We start from the raw sequence: 25,581 nt of genomic DNA on the forward strand, positions 1-25,581 counted from the left end.
ATGGATAAGCACGACGGCGAAGCCATGGATTCGGCCAATGCTAATCGCGAAATGCTGATCCAACGAGTGCTTAGACGTCGGGGAGTGGGTGGAGGGGCATCTCGTCCGACCGTACAGAGATCGAAAACAGTTGGACCGCTTCCGTTATCGTTTGCGCAGGAGCGGCTATGGTTTCTTGATGAACTTGGGCATGTCGGCGCGACATATAACATGCCGCTGGGTCTTCGGCTCGAGGGGCTTCTGGACGTGGTCGCGTTGGAGCGGAGCCTTGCGGAGCTGGTCCGTCGACATGAGAGCTTGCGGACGCGTTTTGGTTCGGAGGGCGGCTCTCCATTTCAGCGGATTGATCCGGCAAGCGTCTTTGCCCTGACGAAGATTGACCTTTCCGGGGTCGAGAAGGCGGTGCGGGCGGGAGAGGTGGACCGTCTGGTCCGGGCGGAGGTGGAAGCGCCGTTCAGTCTTTCGCAGGGTCCATTGTTCCGTGCGTCATTATTGTGTCTGGACGAACAAGAGCATGTTCTCTTGATGACGATGCACCATATCGTCTCGGACGGCTGGTCGATGGGGGTGCTGACCCGTGAGTTGGGCGCGCTTTACGATGCTTATTCGCAAGGCCGACCCTCTCCGCTTGGCGAGCCGCGTCTGCAATATGCCGATTATGCGCTTTGGCAGCGTGAGTGGCTTCAAGGTGAAGTGCTGGAGCGTCAATTGGGTTACTGGCGCGAGCGGTTGTCCGGTGCGCCGGCGGCCCTGGACCTCCCCACCGATCACCCTCGTCCGGCGGTGGCAAGCTATCGCGGCGCGGTCGAACCGTTCTCGGTCAGGCCGGAGGTTGGCATTGCGTTGAGGGAACTGGCACGTCAGGAGGGGGCGACCCTGTACATGGTGCTGCTCGCGGCCTTCAAGGTGGTGCTTGCCCGGTGGAGCGGTCAGGAGGATCTGGTGGTCGGCACGCCGATAGCCGGCCGCACCCACCGCGAGCTGGAGGAACTGACGGGCTTCTTCGTCAATACTCTTGCGCTGCGCACCGACCTGTCGGGCGATCCCCGCTTCGTCGAGGTTGTCCGTCGTGTCAGGGAAACTGCCTTGGGCGCCTACGCTCATCAGGACCTGCCGTTCGGACGAGTGGTAACTGAACTGGCTCCCGTGCGTGATCTTGGGCGGCAGCCTTTGTTCCAGATCATGTTCGTATTGCAGAATGCACCTAGGGAAATGTTTGATTTCCGAGGTATAGCAGCATCATTGGAAGAATTTGACTGGAACACTTCGAAATTCGACCTGACACTGGCTTTGGCCGAGGAGGACGAGGGTTTATCGGGCGTTATTGAATATGCGACCGATCTCTTCGAGCCGACGACGATGGCTCGTTTTCTTGAACATTTTGGGCGGGTACTGGAGCAGGTTGCGTTTTCTCCGGAGATGCGGGTGGGCGAGCTTGATCTTCTGGGCGCGGCGGAGCGTGCGCGTATTCTGGTGGAGTGGAACGACACCGGGGTGGAGGTTGCCGACGCGACGTTAGCGCAGTTGTTCGAGACCCAGGTGGCGCGTACGCCGGACGCGGTGGCGGTTGTGTTCGAGGAGCGTTCGCTCACCTATGCCGAACTCAACGCCCAGGCCAACAGGCTGGCGCGGTTGCTGGTCCGGCGGGGTGTTGGTCCAGAGCAGCTGGTAGCGCTGGCGGTGCCGCGTTCGCTCGAGATGGTGGTCGGACTGCTGGGCATTCTCAAGGCTGGCGGTGCCTATCTGCCGCTCGATCCCGATTATCCGGCCGAGCGGCTTGCCTATGTCGTTGCGGATGCGCGACCGGTCTGTGCGATCGTAACCGGCGCTGCTCCGGCGGCGCTCGATGGTGTGCCTGTGATCCGGCTCGATATGGAAGCGGCAACCGGGATGCTCGAGGGTGAGGCTTCCATGGATCTTGCCGACACGGAGCGGCGCGCGCCATTGCACTCGTCCCATCCTGTTTATGCGATCTATACATCGGGTTCGACCGGACAGCCCAAAGGCGTGCTGGTTCCGCACTGGGCAATCGTCAATCGACTGGAGTGGATGCAATCGGTCTATCGGCTGGATGCGCGGGACAGCGTGATCCAGAAGACGCCGCTCAGCTTTGACGTTTCGGTGTGGGAAGTTCTGCTTCCCCTGCTCGTTGGAGCGCGCCTGGTGGTGAGCCGGCCCGACGGGCATCGGGACAAGGAATATCTGCTCGATCTTATCCGTCGCGAGCGGGTGACAGTCGCGCATTTTGTTCCCTCCTTGCTGCGGCTCTTTGCCGAGGACGGCCAGGTGCTGGATTTTGGCCAGTTACGCGAGATCATATGCAGTGGCGAAGCCTTTCCCGCGGAGATACGCGGGAAGGTGAACGGCGCCCCGGGTCTTCGGTTGAGCAATCTCTATGGTCCCACCGAAGCGGCGATCGACGTGACCTGCTGGATCGACGATGGGGGCGCGCATCGCACAGTCCCGATCGGGCATCCGATCTGGAACACGCAGGTTTATGTGCTTGACGGTTTTCTGCGGCCCGTGCCGGCGGGTGTCGCCGGTGAGTTGTATCTGGCGGGGCGAGGATTGGCGCGGGGTTATCTGGGTCGTGCGGGCCTGACGTCGGATCGGTTCGTCGCCTGTCCGTTCGGGGCGCCGGGATCGCGGATGTACCGCACCGGGGACTTGGTGCGCTGGCGTGCGGACGGGGAACTGGAGTTTCTTGGCCGCAACGATTTCCAGGTGAAGATCCGCGGCTTCAGGATCGAGCTGGGGGAGATCGAGGCGGTGCTCTCCGGTCAGCCCGGAGTGGGGCAGGTGGCGGTGGTGGCGCGCGAGGACCAGCCGGGCGAGAAGCGGCTGGTGGCCTATGTGGTTGGCCAGCCAGGTGCCTTGCCCGATGCCGCGATGCTGCGGCAGGCGCTGCATGCGCAACTGCCGGACCATATGGTTCCGGCCGCCTTCGTCATGCTGGACGCGCTGCCGCTCAACCCCAGCGGCAAGCTCGATCGCAACGCCCTGCCGGCGCCGGACGGACGATTGACGCAGACGCCTTTCGTCGCCCCAAGGACGCCGGTTGAGGAACTGGTGGCTGGTATTTGGGGTGAGGTGTTGCGACAGGATCGGGTGGGAGCGCTCGACAGCTTTTTCGAACAAGGCGGCCATTCGCTGCTGGCGACACGGGTAATTGCGCTTCTGCGCGAACGTCTGTCGATCGAGGCGCCGCTTAGGCTGCTGTTCGATGCTCCGGTGCTGGAGGACTTTGCACGCCAACTGGAGAAGAACCAGTTGGAAGCGACAGGGTTGGCAACACCACCGATTATTGTCCAACCGCGCCCGTCAGCTCTTCCGTTATCGTTTGCGCAGGAGCGGCTATGGTTTCTTGATGAACTTGGGCATGTCGGCGCGACATATAACATGCCGCTGGGTCTTCGGCTCGAGGGGCTTCTGGACGTGGTCGCGTTGGAGCGGAGCCTTGCGGAGCTGGTCCGTCGACATGAGAGCTTGCGGACGCGTTTTGGTTCGGAGGGCGGCTCTCCATTTCAGCGGATTGATCCGGCAAGCGTCTTTGCCCTGACGAAGATTGACCTTTCCGGGGTCGAGAAGGCGGTGCGGGCGGGAGAGGTGGACCGTCTGGTCCGGGCGGAGGTGGAAGCGCCGTTCAGTCTTTCGCAGGGTCCATTGTTCCGTGCGTCATTATTGTGTCTGGACGAACAAGAGCATGTTCTCTTGATGACGATGCACCATATCGTCTCGGACGGCTGGTCGATGGGGGTGCTGACCCGTGAGTTGGGCGCGCTTTACGATGCTTATTCGCAAGGCCGACCCTCTCCGCTTGGCGAGCCGCGTCTGCAATATGCCGATTATGCGCTTTGGCAGCGTGAGTGGCTTCAAGGTGAAGTGCTGGAGCGTCAATTGGGTTACTGGCGCGAGCGGTTGTCCGGTGCGCCGGCGGCCCTGGATCTCCCCACCGATCACCCTCGTCCGGCGGTGGCAAGCTATCGCGGCGCGGTCGAACCGTTCTCGGTCAGGCCGGAGGTTGGCATTGCGTTGAGGGAACTGGCACGTCAGGAGGGGGCGACCCTGTACATGGTGCTGCTCGCGGCCTTCAAGGTGGTGCTTGCCCGGTGGAGCGGTCAGGAGGATCTGGTGGTCGGCACGCCGATAGCCGGCCGCACCCACCGCGAGCTGGAGGAACTGACGGGCTTCTTCGTCAATACTCTTGCGCTGCGCACCGACCTGTCGGGCGATCCCCGCTTCGTCGAGGTTGTCCGTCGTGTCAGGGAAACTGCCTTGGGCGCCTACGCTCATCAGGACCTGCCGTTCGAAAGCATCGTAGCGGATTTCGCACCGGTGCGTGATTTGTCGCTCCAACCTCTCGTTCAGGTTCTATGCGTTCTCCAGAATCTTCCAGATTGGCGATGGGAGTTTGATAATCTCATTCTTGAACCCATAGGCGTAGAGCGTAGCCATGCCAAATTCGACCTGACACTGGCTTTGGCCGAGGAGGGCGAGGGTTTATCGGGCGTTATTGAATATGCGACCGATCTCTTCGAGCCGACGACGATGGCTCGTTTTCTTGAACATTTTGGGCGGGTACTGGAGCAGGTTGCGTTTTCTCCGGAGATGCGGGTGGGCGAGCTTGATCTTCTGGGCGCGGCGGAGCGTGCGCGTATTCTGGTGGAGTGGAACGACACCGGGGTGGAGGTTGCCGACGCGACGTTAGCGCAGTTGTTCGAGACCCAGGTGGCGCGTACGCCGGACGCGGTGGCGGTTGTGTTCGAGGAGCGTTCGCTCACCTATGCCGAACTCAACGCCCAGGCCAACAGGCTGGCGCGGTTGCTGGTCCGGCGGGGTGTTGGTCCAGAGCAGCTGGTAGCGCTGGCGGTGCCGCGTTCGCTCGAGATGGTGGTCGGACTGCTGGGCATTCTCAAGGCTGGCGGTGCCTATCTGCCGCTCGATCCCGATTATCCGGCCGAGCGGCTTGCCTATGTCGTTGCGGATGCGCGACCGGTCTGTGCGATCGTAACCGGCGCTGCTCCGGCGGCGCTCGATGGTGTGCCTGTGATCCGGCTCGATATGGAAGCGGCAACCGGGATGCTCGAGGGTGAGGCTTCCATGGATCTTGCCGACACGGAGCGGCGCGCGCCATTGCACTCGTCCCATCCTGTTTATGCGATCTATACATCGGGTTCGACCGGACAGCCCAAAGGCGTGCTGGTTCCGCACTGGGCAATCGTCAATCGACTGGAGTGGATGCAATCGGTCTATCGGCTGGATGCGCGGGACAGCGTGATCCAGAAGACGCCGCTCAGCTTTGACGTTTCGGTGTGGGAAGTTCTGCTTCCCCTGCTCGTTGGAGCGCGCCTGGTGGTGAGCCGGCCCGACGGGCATCGGGACAAGGAATATCTGCTCGATCTTATCCGTCGCGAGCGGGTGACAGTCGCGCATTTTGTTCCCTCCTTGCTGCGGCTCTTTGCCGAGGACGGCCAGGTGCTGGATTTTGGCCAGTTACGCGAGATTCTTTGTGGTGGCGAAGCCTTTCCCGCGGAGATACGCGGGAAGGTGAACGGCGCCCCGGGTCTTCGGTTGAGCAATCTCTATGGTCCCACCGAAGCGGCGATCGACGTGACCTGCTGGATCGACGATGGGGGCGCGCATCGCACAATCCCGATCGGGCGTCCGATCTGGAACACGCAGGTTTATGTGCTTGACGGTTTTCTGCGGCCCGTGCCGGCGGGTGTCGCCGGTGAGTTGTATCTGGCGGGCGAGGGATTGGCGCGGGGTTATCTGGGTCGTGCGGGCCTGACGTCGGATCGGTTCGTCGCCTGTCCGTTCGGGGCGCCGGGATCGCGGATGTACCGCACCGGGGACTTGGTGCGCTGGCGTGCGGACGGGGAACTGGAGTTTCTTGGCCGCAACGATTTCCAGGTGAAGATCCGCGGCTTCAGGATCGAGCTGGGGGAGATCGAGGCGGTGCTCTCCGGTCAGCCCGGAGTGGGGCAGGTGGCGGTGGTGGCGCGCGAGGACCAGCCGGGCGAGAAGCGGCTGGTGGCCTATGTGGTTGGCCAGCCAGGTGCCTTGCCCGATGCCGCGATGCTGCGGCAGGCGCTGCATGCGCAACTGCCGGACCATATGGTTCCGGCCGCCTTCGTCATGCTGGACGCGCTGCCGCTCAACCCCAGCGGCAAGCTCGATCGCAACGCCCTGCCGGCGCCGGACGGACGATTGACGCAGACGCCTTTCGTCGCCCCAAGGACGCCGGTTGAGGAACTGGTGGCTGGTATTTGGGGTGAGGTGTTGCGACAGGATCGGGTGGGAGCGCTCGACAGCTTTTTCGAACAAGGCGGCCATTCGCTGCTGGCGACACGGGTAATTGCGCTTCTGCGCGAACGTCTGTCGATCGAGGCGCCGCTTAGGCTGCTGTTCGATGCTCCGGTGCTGGAGGACTTTGCACGCCAACTGGAGAAGAACCAGTTGGAAGCGACAGGGTTGGCAACACCACCGATTATTGTCCAACCGCGCCCGTCAGCTCTTCCGTTATCGTTTGCGCAGGAGCGGCTATGGTTTCTTGATGAACTTGGGCATGTCGGCGCGACATATAACATGCCGCTGGGTCTTCGGCTCGAGGGGCTTCTGGACGTGGTCGCGTTGGAGCGGAGCCTTGCGGAGCTGGTCCGTCGACATGAGAGCTTGCGGACGCGTTTTGGTTCGGAGGGCGGCTCTCCATTTCAGCGGATTGATCCGGCAAGCGTCTTTGCCCTGACGAAGATTGACCTTTCCGGGGTCGAGAAGGCGGTGCGGGCGGGAGAGGTGGACCGTCTGGTCCGGGCGGAGGTGGAAGCGCCGTTCAGTCTTTCGCAGGGTCCATTGTTCCGTGCGTCATTATTGTGTCTGGACGAACAAGAGCATGTTCTCTTGATGACGATGCACCATATCGTCTCGGACGGCTGGTCGATGGGGGTGCTGACCCGTGAGTTGGGCGCGCTTTACGATGCTTATTCGCAAGGCCGACCCTCTCCGCTTGGCGAGCCGCGTCTGCAATATGCCGATTATGCGCTTTGGCAGCGTGAGTGGCTTCAAGGTGAAGTGCTGGAGCGTCAATTGGGTTACTGGCGCGAGCGGTTGTCCGGTGCGCCGGCGGCCCTGGACCTCCCCACCGATCACCCTCGTCCGGCGGTGGCAAGCTATCGCGGCGCGGTCGAACCGTTCTCGGTCAGGCCGGAGGTTGGCATTGCGTTGAGGGAACTGGCACGTCAGGAGGGGGCGACCCTGTACATGGTGCTGCTCGCGGCCTTCAAGGTGGTGCTTGCCCGGTGGAGCGGTCAGGAGGATCTGGTGGTCGGCACGCCGATAGCCGGCCGCACCCACCGCGAGCTGGAGGAACTGACGGGCTTCTTCGTCAATACTCTTGCGCTGCGCACCGACCTGTCGGGCGATCCCCGCTTCGTCGAGGTTGTCCGTCGTGTCAGGGAAACTGCCTTGGGCGCCTACGCTCATCAGGACCTGCCGTTCGGACGAGTGGTAACTGAACTGGCTCCCGTGCGTGATCTTGGGCGGCAGCCTTTGTTCCAGATCATGTTCGTATTGCAGAATGCACCTAGGGAAATGTTTGATTTCCGAGGTATAGCAGCATCATTGGAAGAATTTGACTGGAACACTTCGAAATTCGACCTGACACTGGCTTTGGCCGAGGAGGACGAGGGTTTATCGGGCGTTATTGAATATGCGACCGATCTCTTCGAGCCGACGACGATGGCTCGTTTTCTTGAACATTTTGGGCGGGTACTGGAGCAGGTTGCGTTTTCTCCGGAGATGCGGGTGGGCGAGCTTGATCTTCTGGGCGCGGCGGAGCGTGCGCGTATTCTGGTGGAGTGGAACGACACCGGGGTGGAGGTTGCCGACGCGACGTTAGCGCAGTTGTTCGAGACCCAGGTGGCGCGTACGCCGGACGCGGTGGCGGTTGTGTTCGAGGAGCGTTCGCTCACCTATGCCGAACTCAACGCCCAGGCCAACAGGCTGGCTAATTATCTTTCCACTTTGAATATTGGCCCGGATTCTCTTGTTGCCATTTATCTTGACCGATCGCTCGAGATGGTGGTCGGACTGCTGGGCATTCTCAAGGCTGGCGGTGCCTATCTGCCGCTCGATCCCGATTATCCGGCCGAGCGGCTTGCCTTTATGCTTGAAGATGCTGTGTCTCCGATCATCCTTACTCAGGAGAAATTGCGAAAGCGGTTGCCGGATTGTGAAGCGAAAATATTCTCTTTTGAGCGCGATTGGGCAAAAATTCCTGAGCAACAAAAGATCGAAGGCAATAGTCACGCAGGGGCTAACCTTGCATATGTGATTTATACCTCTGGATCTACGGGGCGGCCCAAAGGGGTAGCCATGTCCCAAAGATCTCTAGTCAATTTGATTCATTGGCATACAAGTATTTCAAGAAAAAGCCGATTCTTACAGTTTGCATCAATAGGATTTGATCAATCCGCGCTCGAAATTCTTGCGACCCTGTTATGTGGTGGCGGATTGGTAATGATATCGAATGAGGCTAGGTATGACATAGCTGACAGGCCTGAAATATTTTCAGGCAATGTAATCTATGATTTTATGTGTACCCAAACGGTTCTTGAACGTGCTTGCGCATCTTGGAAGAGTTGTGATCTTGGGTCTGTCAATAACATTTATCAGACCGGAGAAGGTTTGCGGATTACTCAGGGAATTAAAGATTTTTTCAATAAGAATACTCAAATTTCTCTACAGAATTATTATGGGCCAACCGAAACCCATGTAGTCACAGCCAAGATAAATATCAATGTTAATGGTGACCACCAAGTCCCGATCGGGCGTCCGATCTGGAACACGCAGGTTTATGTGCTTGACGGTTTTCTGCGGCCCGTGCCGGCGGGTGTCGCCGGTGAGTTGTATCTGGCGGGCGAGGGATTGGCGCGGGGTTATCTGGGTCGTGCGGGCCTGACGTCGGATCGGTTCGTCGCCTGTCCGTTCGGGGCGCCGGGATCGCGGATGTACCGCACCGGGGACTTGGTGCGCTGGCGTGCGGACGGGGAACTGGAGTTTCTTGGCCGCAACGATTTCCAGGTGAAGATCCGCGGCTTCAGGATCGAGCTGGGGGAGATCGAGGCGGTGCTCTCCGGTCAGCCCGGAGTGGGGCAGGTGGCGGTGGTGGCGCGCGAGGACCAGCCGGGCGAGAAGCGGCTGGTGGCCTATGTGGTTGGCCAGCCAGGTGCCTTGCCCGATGCCGCGATGCTGCGGCAGGCGCTGCATGCGCAACTGCCGGACCATATGGTTCCGGCCGCCTTCGTCATGCTGGACGCGCTGCCGCTCAACCCCAGCGGCAAGCTCGATCGCAACGCCCTGCCGGCGCCGGACGGACGATTGACGCAGACGCCTTTCGTCGCCCCAAGGACGCCGGTTGAGGAACTGGTGGCTGGTATTTGGGGTGAGGTGTTGCGACAGGATCGGGTGGGAGCGCTCGACAGCTTTTTCGAACAAGGCGGCCATTCGCTGCTGGCGACACGGGTAATTGCGCTTCTGCGCGAACGTCTGTCGATCGAGGCGCCGCTTAGGCTGCTGTTCGATGCTCCGGTGCTGGAGGACTTTGCACGCCAACTGGAGAAGAACCAGTTGGAAGCGACAGGGTTGGCAACACCACCGATTATTGTCCAACCGCGCCCGTCAGCTCTTCCGTTATCGTTTGCGCAGGAGCGGCTATGGTTTCTTGATGAACTTGGGCATGTCGGCGCGACATATAACATGCCGCTGGGTCTTCGGCTCGAGGGGCTTCTGGACGTGGTCGCGTTGGAGCGGAGCCTTGCGGAGCTGGTCCGTCGACATGAGAGCTTGCGGACGCGTTTTGGTTCGGAGGGCGGCTCTCCATTTCAGCGGATTGATCCGGCAAGCGTCTTTGCCCTGACGAAGATTGACCTTTCCGGGGTCGAGAAGGCGGTGCGGGCGGGAGAGGTGGACCGTCTGGTCCGGGCGGAGGTGGAAGCGCCGTTCAGTCTTTCGCAGGGTCCATTGTTCCGTGCGTCATTATTGTGTCTGGACGAACAAGAGCATGTTCTCTTGATGACGATGCACCATATCGTCTCGGACGGCTGGTCGATGGGGGTGCTGACCCGTGAGTTGGGCGCGCTTTACGATGCTTATTCGCAAGGCCGACCCTCTCCGCTTGGCGAGCCGCGTCTGCAATATGCCGATTATGCGCTTTGGCAGCGTGAGTGGCTTCAAGGTGAAGTGCTGGAGCGTCAATTGGGTTACTGGCGCGAGCGGTTGTCCGGTGCGCCGGCGGCCCTGGATCTCCCCACCGATCACCCTCGTCCGGCGGTGGCAAGCTATCGCGGCGCGGTCGAACCGTTCTCGGTCAGGCCGGAGGTTGGCATTGCGTTGAGGGAACTGGCACGTCAGGAGGGGGCGACCCTGTACATGGTGCTGCTCGCGGCCTTCAAGGTGGTGCTTGCCCGGTGGAGCGGTCAGGAGGATCTGGTGGTCGGCACGCCGATAGCCGGCCGCACCCACCGCGAGCTGGAGGAACTGACGGGCTTCTTCGTCAATACTCTTGCGCTGCGCACCGACCTGTCGGGCGATCCCCGCTTCGTCGAGGTTGTCCGTCGTGTCAGGGAAACTGCCTTGGGCGCCTACGCTCATCAGGACCTGCCGTTCGAAAGCATCGTAGCGGATTTCGCACCGGTGCGTGATTTGTCGCTCCAACCTCTCGTTCAGGTTCTATGCGTTCTCCAGAATCTTCCAGATTGGCGATGGGAGTTTGATAATCTCATTCTTGAACCCATAGGCGTAGAGCGTAGCCATGCCAAATTCGACCTGACACTGGCTTTGGCCGAGGAGGGCGAGGGTTTATCGGGCGTTATTGAATATGCGACCGATCTCTTCGAGCCGACGACGATGGCTCGTTTTCTTGAACATTTTGGGCGGGTACTGGAGCAGGTTGCGTTTTCTCCGGAGATGCGGGTGGGCGAGCTTGATCTTCTGGGCGCGGCGGAGCGTGCGCGTATTCTGGTGGAGTGGAACGACACCGGGGTGGAGGTTGCCGACGCGACGTTAGCGCAGTTGTTCGAGACCCAGGTGGCGCGTACGCCGGACGCGGTGGCGGTTGTGTTCGAGGAGCGTTCGCTCACCTATGCCGAACTCAACGCCCAGGCCAACAGGCTGGCAGCTTATTTGCGAGAGCGAGGCGTTGGTCCTGATGTACGGGTAGTGCTCTGTGCGCAGCGTTCGCCGGAGATGGTTGTGGGTATGTTTGCGATATTAAAAGCTGGCGCGGCCTATATGCCCTTCGATCCCAATATGCCTGCAACGCGACTGACCGATATGTTGGTCGACAGTGCGCCCACGCTCGCTTTGACATACAATTCTGCCAACGACTGGTTCGGCCCGGCGTTAGCGGAGTATTCGGTGGATGTGGTCGATATTGCTGATGATGCAAAGACTTGGGAAGCAATGTCGGGTGAGGATCAGGTTGTGAATGGGATAAATCCCGATCACTTGGCCTATGTCATTTATACCTCTGGTTCTACCGGTGAGCCTAAAGGTGTAATGGTCTCGCACCGAAGCGTTATCAACTATCTCAATTGGAGCCTCCGGCATTACGCTGGATGCAAACGGATCGACGCTCCTCTCAATACACCACTGGCATTTGATGCTGCGATCACTAGCCTGTTCACCCCGCTTATTAGTGGAGGAATGGTCCATTTAATCGCCGAAGGCAAGGACGAGCTAATTCTATTGTCCTCACTCCTCTCTGAGCGCGAGGATGTCGGGCTGGTCAAGTTGACGCCGGCCCAATTGACCGGGATCGAGATGCTAGGTGGACCGAATAGCTCGGCCGCAACCAAGTTCGGCCGTTTATTTGTGATAGGGGGAGAGGCGCTTTCTGCCGGAGTGGTAGCACCGTGGCGAGATTCTGGCGGAGTCACGCTGACGAACGAATATGGTCCGACGGAGACGACGGTTGGCTGTGTCGTATATGAGATCACTCCAGAGACGCCGGGGGCTGGTTACATTTCGATCGGTCATCCGATTGCGAACACGCAGATTTATGTTCTTGATGCGTCACTGAAGCCAGTACCGGTCGGTATTGCAGGTGAAATTTATATCGGTGGCAATGGGGTGGCGCGTGGGTACCTAAACCGTCCCGGTCTCACGGCTGCGCGGTTCGTGGCGCACCCATTTCGCAGGGGGGAGCGATTGTATCGCTCAGGGGATCTCGCACGCTATCGGGCTGATGGAACTATTGAGTTCTTGGGTCGTAACGATGATCAGGTAAAGATTCATGGCTACCGGATCGAGTTAGGAGAGATTGAAGCGAAAATAGCCTCGCGGGATGGCGTGGCTGGAGTGGTCGTAATTGCTCGCGCCGAAGGGGGTGAAGGCAAGCGTTTGGTTGCGTATATCCGTCTCAAGGAAGGCTTCGCGCTGGTGACGGGCAGGTTACGCGAAGCGCTGGCTCGTGAGCTGCCAGACTATATGATACCGTATGCATTTGTGGTGCTTGATGAGTTTCCGCTTACGCCTAATGGCAAAATCGATAGGTCCGTTCTACCTTCGCCGACCTTTTTACCTCTGACTTCGCGCAGGCCACGTACGTCGCTAGAAATGGATCTGCTCGAATTGTTCCAAGATGTTCTTGGTCTAGAGGAGATCGGGATCGATGATAGCTTCTTTGAAATGGGTGGCGACAGCATCAGAGCAATCCAGCTCGTCAGCCGTGCGAGGCGCGAAAATATTGTCGTTTCGCCAGCAGACATTTTTCGCAATCCGAGTATTGCGCGCCTGGCAGCTGTTTCCATGCGTAAAGCTGTAGAGTACAATCTGCCCTCTGATTTTTCTTTGGTGAAGTTGGAACAGAGGTCGATTGAATGGATTGAAGCCCGTTGCCCGCCGCTTGCGGAGATATTGCCATTATCGCCGCTTCAGGAAGGTTTGCTGTTTCATGCGTTATATGAGGCGGATGGCACTCCCTTATATTTGGTTCAATCGGTTTGGAGCGTCGAGGGCGTACTTGATGTAGAGAGGTTCAGGGCCGCCCTTAGGCAGTTGCTCGTTCGCCACCCTCATCTGTGCGCACGGTTTCTTCACGAAGGATTGGAGGCGATGGTGCAAGCTGTCCCATCGGATCCTGATGTACCTTTCTCTGTGGTTGATTTCTCGGCTTTACCTGATGCTCGCCGGGAAACTGCGCTTGATGAGCTGATGGAGATGGACCGTTCACGCGGCTTTGATCTTCGTATTGAGGCATTGCTACGGTTCACATTGGTGCACGCTGACGAAGGCCGACATTGGCTGGTGTTTACGCATCATCATATTCTCCTTGATGGCTGGTCGATGCCGGTTTTTCTGGAGGAGTTATCCGCGCTATATAAATCTGGAGGCGATGAACGTGTATTGCCGCCGCCGACGCCTTATCGGGATTATCTCGCCTGGTTGGCTCGGCAGGATCGGGCTATGGCCGAAGCCATGTGGGGTGGCGCGTTGGCGGGGGTGGATCAGCCTACACTGATTGCTCCAGAACGATCGATGGACCCAGTGGTGCCAGAGACACTCCGGCGAGTGCTTTCCGCAGAGTTGACTGCGAAATTGTCGGCGCTTGCCTCGTCGAATGGTTTGACATTGAATGTTGTGGTGCAGGCTGCCTGGGGGTTACTCTTGTCTGGACTGACAGGGCGTGGCGACATCATATTCGGGATCACGGTTGCGGGACGGCCACCAGAGCTTGGCGGCATGGAACGGATGGTGGGTTTGTTCATCAACACAGTCCCGCTTAGGCTGCGCCTTCAGCCCCATGAGACACTTCTTGGCCTTCTGCTTCGGCTTCAGGAGGAACAGCTGCAATTGCTGGAGCATCAGCATCTAAGCTTGACGCGAATTCAGCGATTGGCTGGCCTTGGCGAACTGTTCGATACCCTTGTTGTGTTTCAAAACTATCCAGTCCGCGGCAGGAGTGGTGGCAAAGGCGAGATGGAGGATATTTCCATTCGCTATGCCGGCGGTCGGGGCGGGGATGTGTCCCATTATCCGCTCGATCTGGTCGTCGTTCCGGGCGAGGAGCTCATCCTGGGATTGGGCTATCGGCCGGATGTCTTCGACTCCGTGGCGGCGGCTCGTTTTCTTGAACATTTTGGGCGGATACTGGAGCAGGTTGCGTTTTCTCCGGAGATGCGGGTGGGCGAGCTTGATCTTCTGGGCGCGGCGGAGCGTGCGCGTATTCTGGTGGAGTGGAACGACACCGGGGTGGAGGTTGCCGACGCGACGTTAGCGCAGTTGTTCGAGACCCAGGTGGCGCGTACGCCGGACGCGGTGGCGGTTGTGTTCGAGGAGCGTTCGCTCACCTATGCCGAACTCAACGCCCAGGCCAACAGGCTGGCGCGGTTGCTGGTCCGGCGGGGTGTTGGTCCAGAGCAGCTGGTAGCGCTGGCGGTGCCGCGTTCGCTCGAGATGGTGGTCGGACTGCTGGGCATTCTCAAGGCTGGCGGTGCCTATCTGCCGCTCGATCCCGATTATCCGGCCGAGCGGCTTGCCTATGTCGTTGCGGATGCGCGACCGGTCTGTGCGATCGTAACCGGCGCTGCTCCGGCGGCGCTCGATGGTGTGCCTGTGATCCGGCTCGATATGGAAGCGGCAACCGGGATGCTCGAGGGTGAGGCTTCCATGGATCTTGCCGACACGGAGCGGCGCGCGCCATTGCACTCGTCCCATCCTGTTTATGCGATCTATACATCGGGTTCGACCGGACAGCCCAAAGGCGTTGTAATTAGCCAAGCGGCCGCTGTCGGATCACTCCAAGCTAGGCTTGCCTTTTACCGTTTTGGCGAAATGGGATTATTACTGCAGTCTCCCGCATTCGACAGTTCAATAGCCGTAATTTTTGGTTCTTTGATGTCCGGCGGGTGCCTATATATTCCCAAAGATATTCACGATTTAGATGAAATATCCGAAATAATCCTAAAGAATGGGGTTTCCAAATGGCTCAGCGCGCCAGCATTATTGAAAGCCTTCGTTGATGAGTGCCCCGAAGAAGCTCGTATGCTAAAGACCGTTTCATTGGCTGGTGATGTAGTCAATTTTAATGTATTCGAAAATTTTGATAGAAATACTGATATATTCAATGAATATGGCCCGACGGAAGCGTCGGTTTGGGTGACGGCAGGGCGCATGAAGCCGGACGTATGGAATACGATCGGGCGTCCGATCTGGAACACGCAGGTTTATGTGCTTGACGGTTTTCTGCGGCCCGTGCCGGCGGGTGTCGCCGGTGAGTTGTATCTGGCGGGGCGAGGATTGGCGCGGGGTTATCTGGGTCGTGCGGGCCTGACGTCGGATCGGTTCGTCGCCTGTCCGTTCGGGGCGCCGGGATCGCGGATGTACCGCACCGGGGACTTGGTGCGCTGGCGTGCGGACGGGGAACTGGAGTTTCTTGGCCGCAACGATTTCCAGGTGAAGATCCGCGGCTTCAGGATCGAGCTGGGGGAGATCGAGGCGGTGCTCTCCGGTCAGCCCGGAGTGGGGCAGGTGGCGGTGGTGGCGCGCGAGGACCAGCCGGGCGAGAAGCGGCTGGTGGCCTATGTGGTTGGCCAGCCAGGTGCCTTGCCCGATGCCGCGATGCTGCGGCAGGCGCTGCATGCGCAACTGCCGGACCATATGGTTCCGGCCGCCTTCGTCATGCTGGACGCGCTGCCGCTCAACCCCAGCGGCAAGCTCGATCGCAACGCCCTGCCGGCACCAACCTTTTCGCCACAGACTTTGAGGGCACCCCGCACGCCCAGGGAAGAGACTCTACTCGGGCTTTTTCAGGAGGTTCTTGGTCTAAAGGAGATCGGGATCGACGATAGCTTCTTCGAAATGGGAGGCGATAGTATCCATGCAATCCAGCTCGTTAGCCGAGCGAGGCGCAAAGATATCGTTATTTCACCCGCAGATGTGTTCCGAAATCCTACCATCCAACGCCTCGCGATCGTCGCAACGCATATGCCCGATAAGATTAGGTATTTAGTATCAGGCGTAGGGCCCGTCGATCCCACGCCAATTACATCTTGGTTTTTTGAAGAATCGCGTGGACGAACCGTCTACACCCAATCGATGTTTTTGCAAGTTCCCCCGCTTTCGGTAGCAGGCTTAACTCAGATCTTACAGACATTGCTGGATCATCACGACGCACTTCGCTTGTCAGTTGAGGCGGCTTATTCCGAAGATGTCCCATATCTCACTGTTCTTCCTGCGGGAGCAGTTAGAGCGGAGGATTGCCTCTCCATTATTTCATATTCCGAAGGGCAGGAACATTCTGCGCTTCTTAATCAAGCGATACGCCGCGCGGTTTCTTGCTTGGATTTTAAAGCAGGAAAAATGGTACATGCTGTTTGGCTTGATAATGGACCAATCCGCTCAGGCCGGCTCTTACTGGTCATTCATCACCTCGCTGTTGATGGTGTCTCCTGGCGCATACTTCTATCCGATTTGCGGACAGCTTGGGATGCAGTGCACTCAAACCAAGAGCCCATATTGGAACCCGTTGAAACTTCATTTCGGCGCTGGGCGCAACTCCTTAACGAAGATGCTAAAAGCACCGAACGACAAGCAGAGCTATCTTTTTGGGTCGAAATGGTTTCCCACAAAGATCCGCTTCTTTCGCCGCGTCCACTCGATCCGATGCTGGATACGAATGCAACCTCACAGAGCTTGACCTTGGCCTTGTCCTCATCAGTGACTGCTTCGCTTTTCAAAGCAGTGCCTGCGCATTTCCATGCCCGTGCGAATGATATCCTTTTAACAGGATTTGCATTGGCAGTCACACAGTGGCGGCACTTGAAGGGGGATATTGCATCGTGGTCCACGCTGATCGATTTAGAGGGGCACGGCCGGGAACCCCTCGGAGATGCTGATATCGTTCGCACTGTCGGATGGTTTACGAGCATCTTTCCCGTTGCGCTAGATCTTGAAGGTATAGATGTTCGGCAAGCGTTCGCAGGCGGAAGCGACATAGCGCGCGCGCTCAAGCTCTTGAAAGAGCAACTAAGGCATATTCCTGCGAATGGTCTAGGTTTTGGTATTCTCCGCTATCTCACGGAAGAAGGAGCGGCATCTCTTGGTGGCAAATCCAGACAGATTGGTTTTAATTATCTCGGAAGGTTCGACGTTCCCACAGGCACGGATTGGGCTCCCGCTCAAGATGCTGGTTTTCTAGGTGGCAGTTCGGATCCAGAACGACCTTTGCACCATTCCATTTCGGTCAACTCAAAGACTATCGACGGGCCGGATGGACCGAATCTTATGGCTACATGGACTTGGGCGAGCAGACTCTTCGAGGAGCATGAGATTGTCGAGCTTGCGCAACTTTGGTTCGATGCCCTGAGGGTTATTACAATTTATACTGAAGAAGGAAACGCGGGTGGCTTTACGCCCTCTGATTTTTCTTTGGTGAAGCTGGAGCAGAGGTCGATTGAATGGATTGAAGCCCGTTGTCCGCCGCTTGCGGAGATATTGCCATTATCGCCGCTTCAGGAAGGTTTGCTGTTTCATGCGTTATATGAGGCGGATGGCACTCCCTTATATTTGGTTCAATCGGTTTGGAGCGTCGAGGGCGTACTTGATGTAGAGAGGTTCAGGGCCGCCCTTAGGCAGTTGCTCGTTCGCCACCCTCATCTGTGCGCACGGTTTCTTCACGAAGGATTGGAGGCGATGGTGCAAGCTGTCCCATCGGATCCTGATGTACCTTTCTCTGTGGTTGATTTCTCGGCTTTACCTGATGCTCGTCGGGAAACTGCGCTTGATGAGCTGATGGAGATGGACCGTTCACGCGGCTTTGATCTTCGTATTGAGGCATTGCTACGGTTCACATTGGTGCACGCTGACGAAGGCCGACATTGGCTGGTGTTTACGCATCATCATATTCTCCTTGATGGCTGGTCGATGCCGGTTTTTCTGGAGGAGTTATCCGCGCTATATAAATCTGGAGGCGATGAACGTGTATTGCCGCCGCCGACGCCTTATCGGGATTATCTCGCCTGGTTGGCTCGGCAGGATCGGGCTATGGCCGAAGCCATGTGGGGTGGCGCGTTGGCGGGGGTGGATCAGCCTACACTGATTGCTCCAGAACGATCGATGGACCCAGTGGTGCCAGAGACACTCCGGCGAGTGCTTTCCGCAGAGTTGACTGCGAAATTGTCGGCGCTTGCCTCGTCGAATGGTTTGACATTGAATGTTGTGGTGCAGGCTGCCTGGGGGTTACTCTTGTCTGGACTGACAGGGCGTGGCGACATCATATTCGGGATCACGGTTGCGGGACGGCCACCAGAGCTTGGCGGCATGGAACGGATGGTGGGTTTGTTCATCAACACAGTCCCGCTTAGGCTGCGCCTTCAGCCCCATGAGACACTTCTTGGCCTTCTGCTTCGGCTTCAGGAGGAACAGCTGCAATTGCTGGAGCATCAGCATCTAAGCTTGACGCGAATTCAGCGATTGGCTGGCCTTGGCGAACTGTTCGATACCCTTGTTGTGTTCGAAAACTATCCAGTCCGCGGCAGGAGTGGTGGCAAAGGCGAGATGGAGGATATTTCCATTCGCTATGCCGGCGGTCGGGGCGGGGATGTGTCCCATTATCCGCTCGATCTGGTCGTCGTTCCGGGCGAGGAGCTCATCCTGGGATTGGGCTATCGGCCGGATGTCTTCGACTCCGTGGCGGCGGCTCGTTTTCTTGAACATTTTGGGCGGATACTGGAGCAGGTTGCGTTTTCTCCGGAGATGCGGGTGGGCGAGCTTGATCTTCTGGGCGCGGCGGAGCGTGCGCGTATTCTGGTGGAGTGGAACGACACCGGGGTGGAGGTTGCCGACGCGACGTTAGCGCAGTTGTTCGAGACCCAGGTGGCGCGTACGCCGGACGCGGTGGCGGTTGTGTTCGAGGAGCGTTCGCTCACCTATGCCGAACTCAACGCCCAGGCCAACAGGCTGGCGCGGTTGCTGGTCCGGCGGGGTGTTGGTCCAGAGCAGCTGGTAGCGCTGGCGGTGCCGCGTTCGCTCGAGATGGTGGTCGGACTGCTGGGCATTCTCAAGGCTGGCGGTGCCTATCTGCCGCTCGATCCCGATTATCCGGCCGAGCGGCTTGCCTATGTCGTTGCGGATGCGCGACCGGTCTGTGCGATCGTAACCGGCGCTGCTCCGGCGGCGCTCGATGGTGTGCCTGTGATCCGGCTCGATATGGAAGCGGCAACCGGGATGCTCGAGGGTGAGGCTTCCATGGATCTTGCCGACACGGAGCGGCGCGCGCCATTGCACTCGTCCCATCCTGTTTATGCGATCTATACATCGGGTTCGACCGGACAGCCCAAAGGCGTGCTGGTTCCGCACTGGGCAATCGTCAATCGACTGGAGTGGATGCAATCGGTCTATCGGCTGGATGCGCGGGACAGCGTGATCCAGAAGACGCCGCTCAGCTTTGACGTTTCGGTGTGGGAAGTTCTGCTTCCCCTGCTCGTTGGAGCGCGCCTGGTGGTGAGCCGGCCCGACGGGCATCGGGACAAGGAATATCTGCTCGATCTTATCCGTCGCGAGCGGGTGACAGTCGCGCATTTTGTTCCCTCCTTGCTGCGGCTCTTTGCCGAGGACGGCCAGGTGCTGGATTTTGGCCAGTTACGCGAGATCATATGCAGTGGCGAAGCCTTTCCCGCGGAGATACGCGGGAAGGTGAACGGCGCCCCGGGTCTTCGGTTGAGCAATCTCTATGGTCCCACCGAAGCGGCGATCGACGTGACCTGCTGGATCGACGATGGGGGCGCGCATCGCACAGTCCCGATCGGGCATCCGATCTGGAACACGCAGGTTTATGTGCTTGACGGTTTTCTGCGGCCCGTGCCGGCGGGTGTCGCCGGTGAGTTGTATCTGGCGGGGCGAGGATTGGCGCGGGGTTATCTGGGTCGTGCGGGCCTGACGTCGGATCGGTTCGTCGCCTGTCCGTTCGGGGCGCCGGGATCGCGGATGTACCGCACCGGGGACTTGGTGCGCTGGCGTGCGGACGGGGAACTGGAGTTTCTTGGCCGCAACGATTTCCAGGTGAAGATCCGCGGCTTCAGGATCGAGCTGGGGGAGATCGAGGCGGTGCTCTCCGGTCAGCCCGGAGTGGGGCAGGTGGCGGTGGTGGCGCGCGAGGACCAGCCGGGCGAGAAGCGGCTGGTGGCCTATGTGGTTGGCCAGCCAGGTGCCTTGCCCGATGCCGCGATGCTGCGGCAGGCGCTGCATGCGCAACTGCCGGACCATATGGTTCCGGCCGCCTTCGTCATGCTGGACGCGCTGCCGCTCAACCCCAGCGGCAAGCTCGATCGCAACGCCCTGCCGGCACCAACCTTTTCGCCACAGACTTTGAGGGCACCCCGCACGCCCAGGGAAGAGACTCTACTCGGGCTTTTTCAGGAGGTTCTTGGTCTAAAGGAGATCGGGATCGACGATAGCTTCTTCGAAATGGGAGGCGATAGTATCCATGCAATCCAGCTCGTTAGCCGAGCGAGGCGCAAAGATATCGTTATTTCACCCGCAGATGTGTTCCGAAATCCTACCATCCAACGCCTCGCGATCGTCGCAACGACAAAAACAAAAGAAAATAGACTAGTAAAAATTCCTGCCTACGGGTCACTTAATCCAACACCTATTATGCTTCGGCTTTTTAAACGAAGTCGCGAACTACGTGAGCATTGCCAAGCTGTGGTTATACAGATGCCGAAAGATATCGACGTCGACATATTAAAAGCAGTCCTTCAAGTCGCGATTGATTGCCATGATATGCTGCGTTTACGTATGAGATCCGAGGATGACCGTCTGGATCTCTATGTGCAGGAGCGAGGCGAAGTTGAGGTTGAACGTTGCCTGACGGTGTTCCCCTTAGCGGAGCTATCTGATTCAAGTGATCCAAACCTGCTGGAGACGGCGGTATCGATGGCCAAGGCTAGGATCGATTTAACCTCCGGGCATCCGCTTCACGCGGTGTGGCTGGCGCCAACTTCAACCCATGAAAATCGCTTGATCTTAGTTATCCACCATCTCGCGATTGATGGCGTATCTTGGCGTATTCTGTTGTCCGATTTAATAACTGCATGGGAGGCCGTACGCGCTAATCAAGTTCCCATATTACAGGACGCAGGAACTTCGTTCCGGCAGTGGGCGCAATTGCTTTATGAGGATGCATTTAGCCTTCAGCGTAGGTCGGAATTGCCATTCTGGCTCGAGATGGTATCCGGAAGTGATCCCCTTCTTTCAGCACGTCCGATCGATCCATTGGTTGATGATAGTGCCACAGTTCGAAGTTTAAGTTGCCATATTCCACCGGAATTGAGCCAAATAATCTTACGAGATGCACTTCGATCTTTTCGTGCCGAAATAAATGATGTTCTGATAACAGCATTTGTTCTTGCGGTTCGGCGTTGGCGTTATGATTTCAATCTAGGTGATCATAATGATGTGTTAATTGATTTAGAAGGGCACGGTAGAGAAGAGTTTGCTGATGGTATTGATCTTTCACGTACCGTTGGTTGGTTCACAAGTCAGTTCCCGCTACGCATTTCTAATGTGCCGCTCAATAAGAACGGTTATATCGTTGAGACTATGAATAACGTTAAAGAAGTGTTGCGACGCTTGCCTTCGCGTGGCTTGGGATATGGTTCCTTGCGTTATCTGGCCAACGAGGAGTTTGGTGCTGAAGCCAGTACGCCGCAAATATTGTTTAATTATCTGGGGCAGTTCGGGAATGGTGGGGGCAAATCGTGGGAGATCGACACATCAGCGGGAATTTTCCTGCCTGCTGGCGTAGCAGAACTCGAACATTCCATAGCACTTAATATAACCGCAGTTGCTTCAGTCGATGGTCCTCAACTGCATGCCCATTGGACATGGGCCGGCCTACTATTTCGTCAAGAGGAAATCCAAGCGTTGGCTGAATATTGGGTTATAGCGCTCGAAGAAGTTGCCGATCTCGTCAGGCGGCCGCACTTCGATGGATTTATGCCGGTCGATGCGTCAATGTTAAGTGTATCGATAGAAGACATTGAAGACATTCAGGATTTCTTAAATGAATGATATGCCGTTTAATAATAAATACCTCTTCAATTTTGTGGATGAGTTCCATTCATTGGTCATTCCTTCTTTGAGGTCGTCTGGATGTTACGGGATTAAATGTCATGAAGAATTGAACAACGTGTATATGGCGGTGAAAGCTCTCACGCCCAGGGATGATTTGGATTTTCGAGTATACATGCACGAAGGGGGACGGAATTGCGCCCATCATGCGCTACTGTTAGGCAGGAGTTTGTGTACTTATGTCGGCAAAGATAACCGCGGGGCGCCAGTTTGGCCCATTGGCTGGCGTGGAAGCATAAGCCATACTGCAACGGCAGCGGTCGCTGTTGTATGCCGTGTCGATGCTTGCTCAGCTATCGGGATTGATATTGAGCAATGGATGGATTGTGAGATGGCGCGCGACGTGATGTCGGAAATCTGCGATCCATCTGAGATGCTTATTCTTGGGGGCGCCTCTGCCTCCAACACTACTCGGCTCTTCTCGGCGAAAGAAGCCATATATAAGGCTCTCTTTCCTTATGCGGGCCGCTTCATGGAATTTTCCGCAGCCCGCCTAACAGGCGCTTTTGGTGGTTGTCTCGAATTCCAACTGGCTGACGAGTGGAGTGAGGAATGGAGGAAGGGAGATGCCGTTTCCGTCCTCATTGCAGATACGCCTAGCCACGTCCTCAGTCTCGCACTTCCATCAAGGCATCGCGTCAATATTTTATATTCCTAAGCCCTGCAATCGCGAAGGCACGCACTGTATCTTCTGTAAGGGTATTGAGGAGTTGTTCCAAGCGCGCTTCTCCTCCCGCTGCCACCGCTCGAAGGGCCAAGCGTCCAATGAACGCTGCCTTGGCACCATGCATGATAGCGCGTAAAATATCCTCGCCACCATAAATTCCAGAATCTAGCAAGGTACAATCCTGGCCGATCGCGTTGGATATTGCCGGTAAAGTCTCAATCGACGCGGGTACGCAATCGAGTTGCCGTCCGCCATGATTAGAAACAATTACGCCATCAACTCCAATGCGCCGAGCTTCGTCTGCAATATCTGCCCGTAATACGCCTTTAAGGAGCAAACGATTTGGCCAGATATCGCGGATCTCTTGAATCCGGTCCCAACTGAATTCTCCGCCAGTTTGTATTCGTAATTGGCTTTGCCAATCGTTAGTGGCAGGTTCCGGTGAGCTATGCTCCATATTGGGAAAGGTGATCCTGCCGGCCTTCAATTGGGCCCAAGCCCAAGCGGGCCGAGATAAAAAATCTAATATCAACCTCCGCTTAGTGCGAGCCGGGGAGAATCCGTTCCGCACATCGCGTAGGCGTCTGCCGACTGCGGACATGTCGACTGTCAGGACAAGAACCGGACATCCTTGTTCCAAAGGAAGCGACAGGAGGGACTTCGTAGGAATATCGATCGAAGGAGCATAAAGTTGATACCAAGGTGCATGGCCGATAACTTTGGTGATCCGCGAAAGAGGTGAGGAACTAGCGCAGCTTAAAATAAACGGCCAATTTCTTCTCGCTGCGGCCTTTGCTAAAATCATATCTGCCGACGGGTGGATCAAGCCGGCCAATCCAATGGGCGCGATCCCAATTGGGGCCGAATAGGTAATCCCAAAAAGCTGTGTGCTAAGAGATACCGCGTGTTCAGGAACAGAGAGATTAGGTTGAATGGTAATCTTATCTAGTGCACGCCTATTTCTGTTGAGTGCAAGTTCGTTGCCTGAGCCGCCTTCGACAAAATCGAAAACATCTAAGGGTAGGCGGCGTTTTGCGTCTTGTTGCAGTTTCAATGGATCACCCCATTGGCCCGCGAACTTCTGCCTACTCCCCGCTCGATTCTGCCGCATTGGATTAGACAAGGTTTGCCTCTTCCATCGCACGGAACAGACGTTCAACACTGTCATCTGTAAATTTACCACCCCGGCGTTCAATAAGTTCGATTCGTGGTCCGACCCCAGCACGCCGTTCAAGAAATGTCTGGCGAATTCCGTGATCCTCGAGCAAGCCTGTTTCTGACCGCAACCCATTTGCCTCTGCGTGTCGGATTGCTTCGTCTAAATCGGAAACCTCGAAAGCAATATGCTGAACGCCTTCACCGAACCGTTCGACAAATCTGCTAACTTGAGAATCTGGCTCGACACCCTGAACTAAAACAACTACAGCTTTGCCTTTACGGAGAACAGCAGAATGCATTCCGGTCGATTGGCCGCGCGTAATCCTGCGTTCTATTTCGGTAAATCCTAAAATTCCGCAGTAAATTTCTAATGAACCTTCAAGATTGCTGACTGCGATCGCTACGTGATCAATCGCATGTACATCGAACGGAAGCGTAATAACTGCACGCTCCGTTGAGGAAGAGTGTATCTCTTCATTAGATCCAGCTATCTCGTGCATAATTGGTCCTTTCGGAAATGTGGCGAAATCATGACGCGAACGTCGAATTGCCGCCAGGTCCAGTCGACTTCTCACGTTATGGCGAACGCATCGCTACCATTTATACGTATGTAATATAAGCCTTTTTTGAATGGACCAATCTGCTATGCGTTAGGCTGCTCGAATCGAGGGAGAGCGTGAATGGATCTCATCGAAGAGAACTCGTTCCAAGGTGCGGTTCCAATTATTGGGCGGAGTCAGCTTACTGGCCAAGAGCTCGATATATTCCACCGAGATGGCTTTGTGGATCTAGGGCAGAGATTCTCGATCGAGGAAGCTGCAGCGTTAGTGCTTGAGTTTGAGAGGGTAATGACACTTTTGCCCGACGAAGCAAAAGTGATTGAAGAGGACGAATCTGCGAACGTTCGCAGTTTGATGGGTTGGGAAAACGCATCCCCGATGCTGACTCAATTTGCACGTGACGCAAGGGTGTTGGATGCCGTTCGCTCAGTGCTAGGCGAAGCGATAGTTTTTCACCAAACCAAGTGCAATCCTAAGGCACCCCAAGGCCTTGGAGACAGATGGGATGCGCATCGTGACATTGCGTTTTGGCATTTCCTTGATGGGGTGCCTGATCCGTGCGGAATTGTTTCGGTCTTCATTGCTCTTACGGAACAAACTGAAACGAATGGCGCTGCTTACACTTGGGTCGGAGCCCACAATGTCTCGCTTCGGCAGCTGTTGGATGAGGCGGAATTTGGTGACAGGCAAGAGGGAAAGTACGAAGGCGATACGGCAGCTAACTTGTCGATACAGATTAAACAAAGTTTTTTGGCGGAATATGAACGAGCGTATCAAAGAAAGGCGCTTGTAGGTCCTCCTGGCTCTGTTTGGCTCTTGGATTCCCGGAACCTGCACGCATCACGTCCGAACGAGAGCAATCAAACCAGAATACTTGTAGCGAATGTGTTTCGCCGAACGAGCAATGTGCCAAAACATCCGCGGCAAGACGGTGCTTTATGTTCATATTGGAGTGAACCGTTAATTACGAATTGATCGTTAATATGACGTAATGTTGAAATTTAAAAAAATCGATTTTCGGTCACTGTTTATCCAAAGATGATTTGAAAACTTAATTATACATTG

At 57.0% G+C, this 25,581-nt stretch carries 5 protein-coding genes; 3 read left to right on the top strand and 2 right to left on the bottom strand.

The features are described from left to right. Positions 1 to 22,071 (top strand): non-ribosomal peptide synthase/polyketide synthase, encoded by a 22,071-nt coding sequence (locus ACN9MX_RS18155; protein WP_426387727.1) that lies wholly within the window; start codon positions 1 to 3, stop codon positions 22,069 to 22,071. Next, complete coding sequence (locus ACN9MX_RS18160; protein ID WP_426387728.1) at positions 22,064 to 22,789, top strand: 4'-phosphopantetheinyl transferase family protein; 726 nt, start codon at positions 22,064 to 22,066, stop codon at positions 22,787 to 22,789. Before ACN9MX_RS18155 ends, ACN9MX_RS18160 begins: the two co-directional genes overlap by 8 nt. Here ACN9MX_RS18160 and ACN9MX_RS18165 read toward each other — a convergent pair. Both ACN9MX_RS18165 and ACN9MX_RS18170 read right to left on the bottom strand, forming a co-directional pair. Then, positions 22,770 to 23,852: an alpha-hydroxy acid oxidase gene (locus ACN9MX_RS18165; RefSeq protein ID WP_426387729.1), complete on the bottom strand. Its 1,083-nt coding sequence runs from the start codon at positions 23,850 to 23,852 to the stop codon at positions 22,770 to 22,772. The genes ACN9MX_RS18160 and ACN9MX_RS18165 overlap by 20 nt on opposite strands. A gap of 61 nt (positions 23,853 to 23,913) precedes the next feature. Further along, a complete protein-coding gene (locus tag ACN9MX_RS18170; protein ID WP_426387528.1) occupies positions 23,914 to 24,456 on the bottom strand; it encodes a VOC family protein in 543 nt (180 codons plus the stop codon). A gap of 180 nt (positions 24,457 to 24,636) precedes the next feature. Here ACN9MX_RS18170 and ACN9MX_RS18175 point away from each other — a divergent pair, with 180 nt between their 5' ends. Continuing rightward, the gene (locus ACN9MX_RS18175) at positions 24,637 to 25,491 is read left to right on the top strand and encodes a phytanoyl-CoA dioxygenase family protein (protein WP_426387529.1); all 855 of its coding nucleotides are present in this window, start codon (positions 24,637 to 24,639) and stop codon (positions 25,489 to 25,491) included. Positions 25,492 to 25,581 lie beyond the last annotated feature (90 nt).

It is taken from the genome of Sphingobium sp. R-21, assembly GCF_049913335.1.
Taxonomy (GTDB): domain Bacteria; phylum Pseudomonadota; class Alphaproteobacteria; order Sphingomonadales; family Sphingomonadaceae; genus Sphingobium.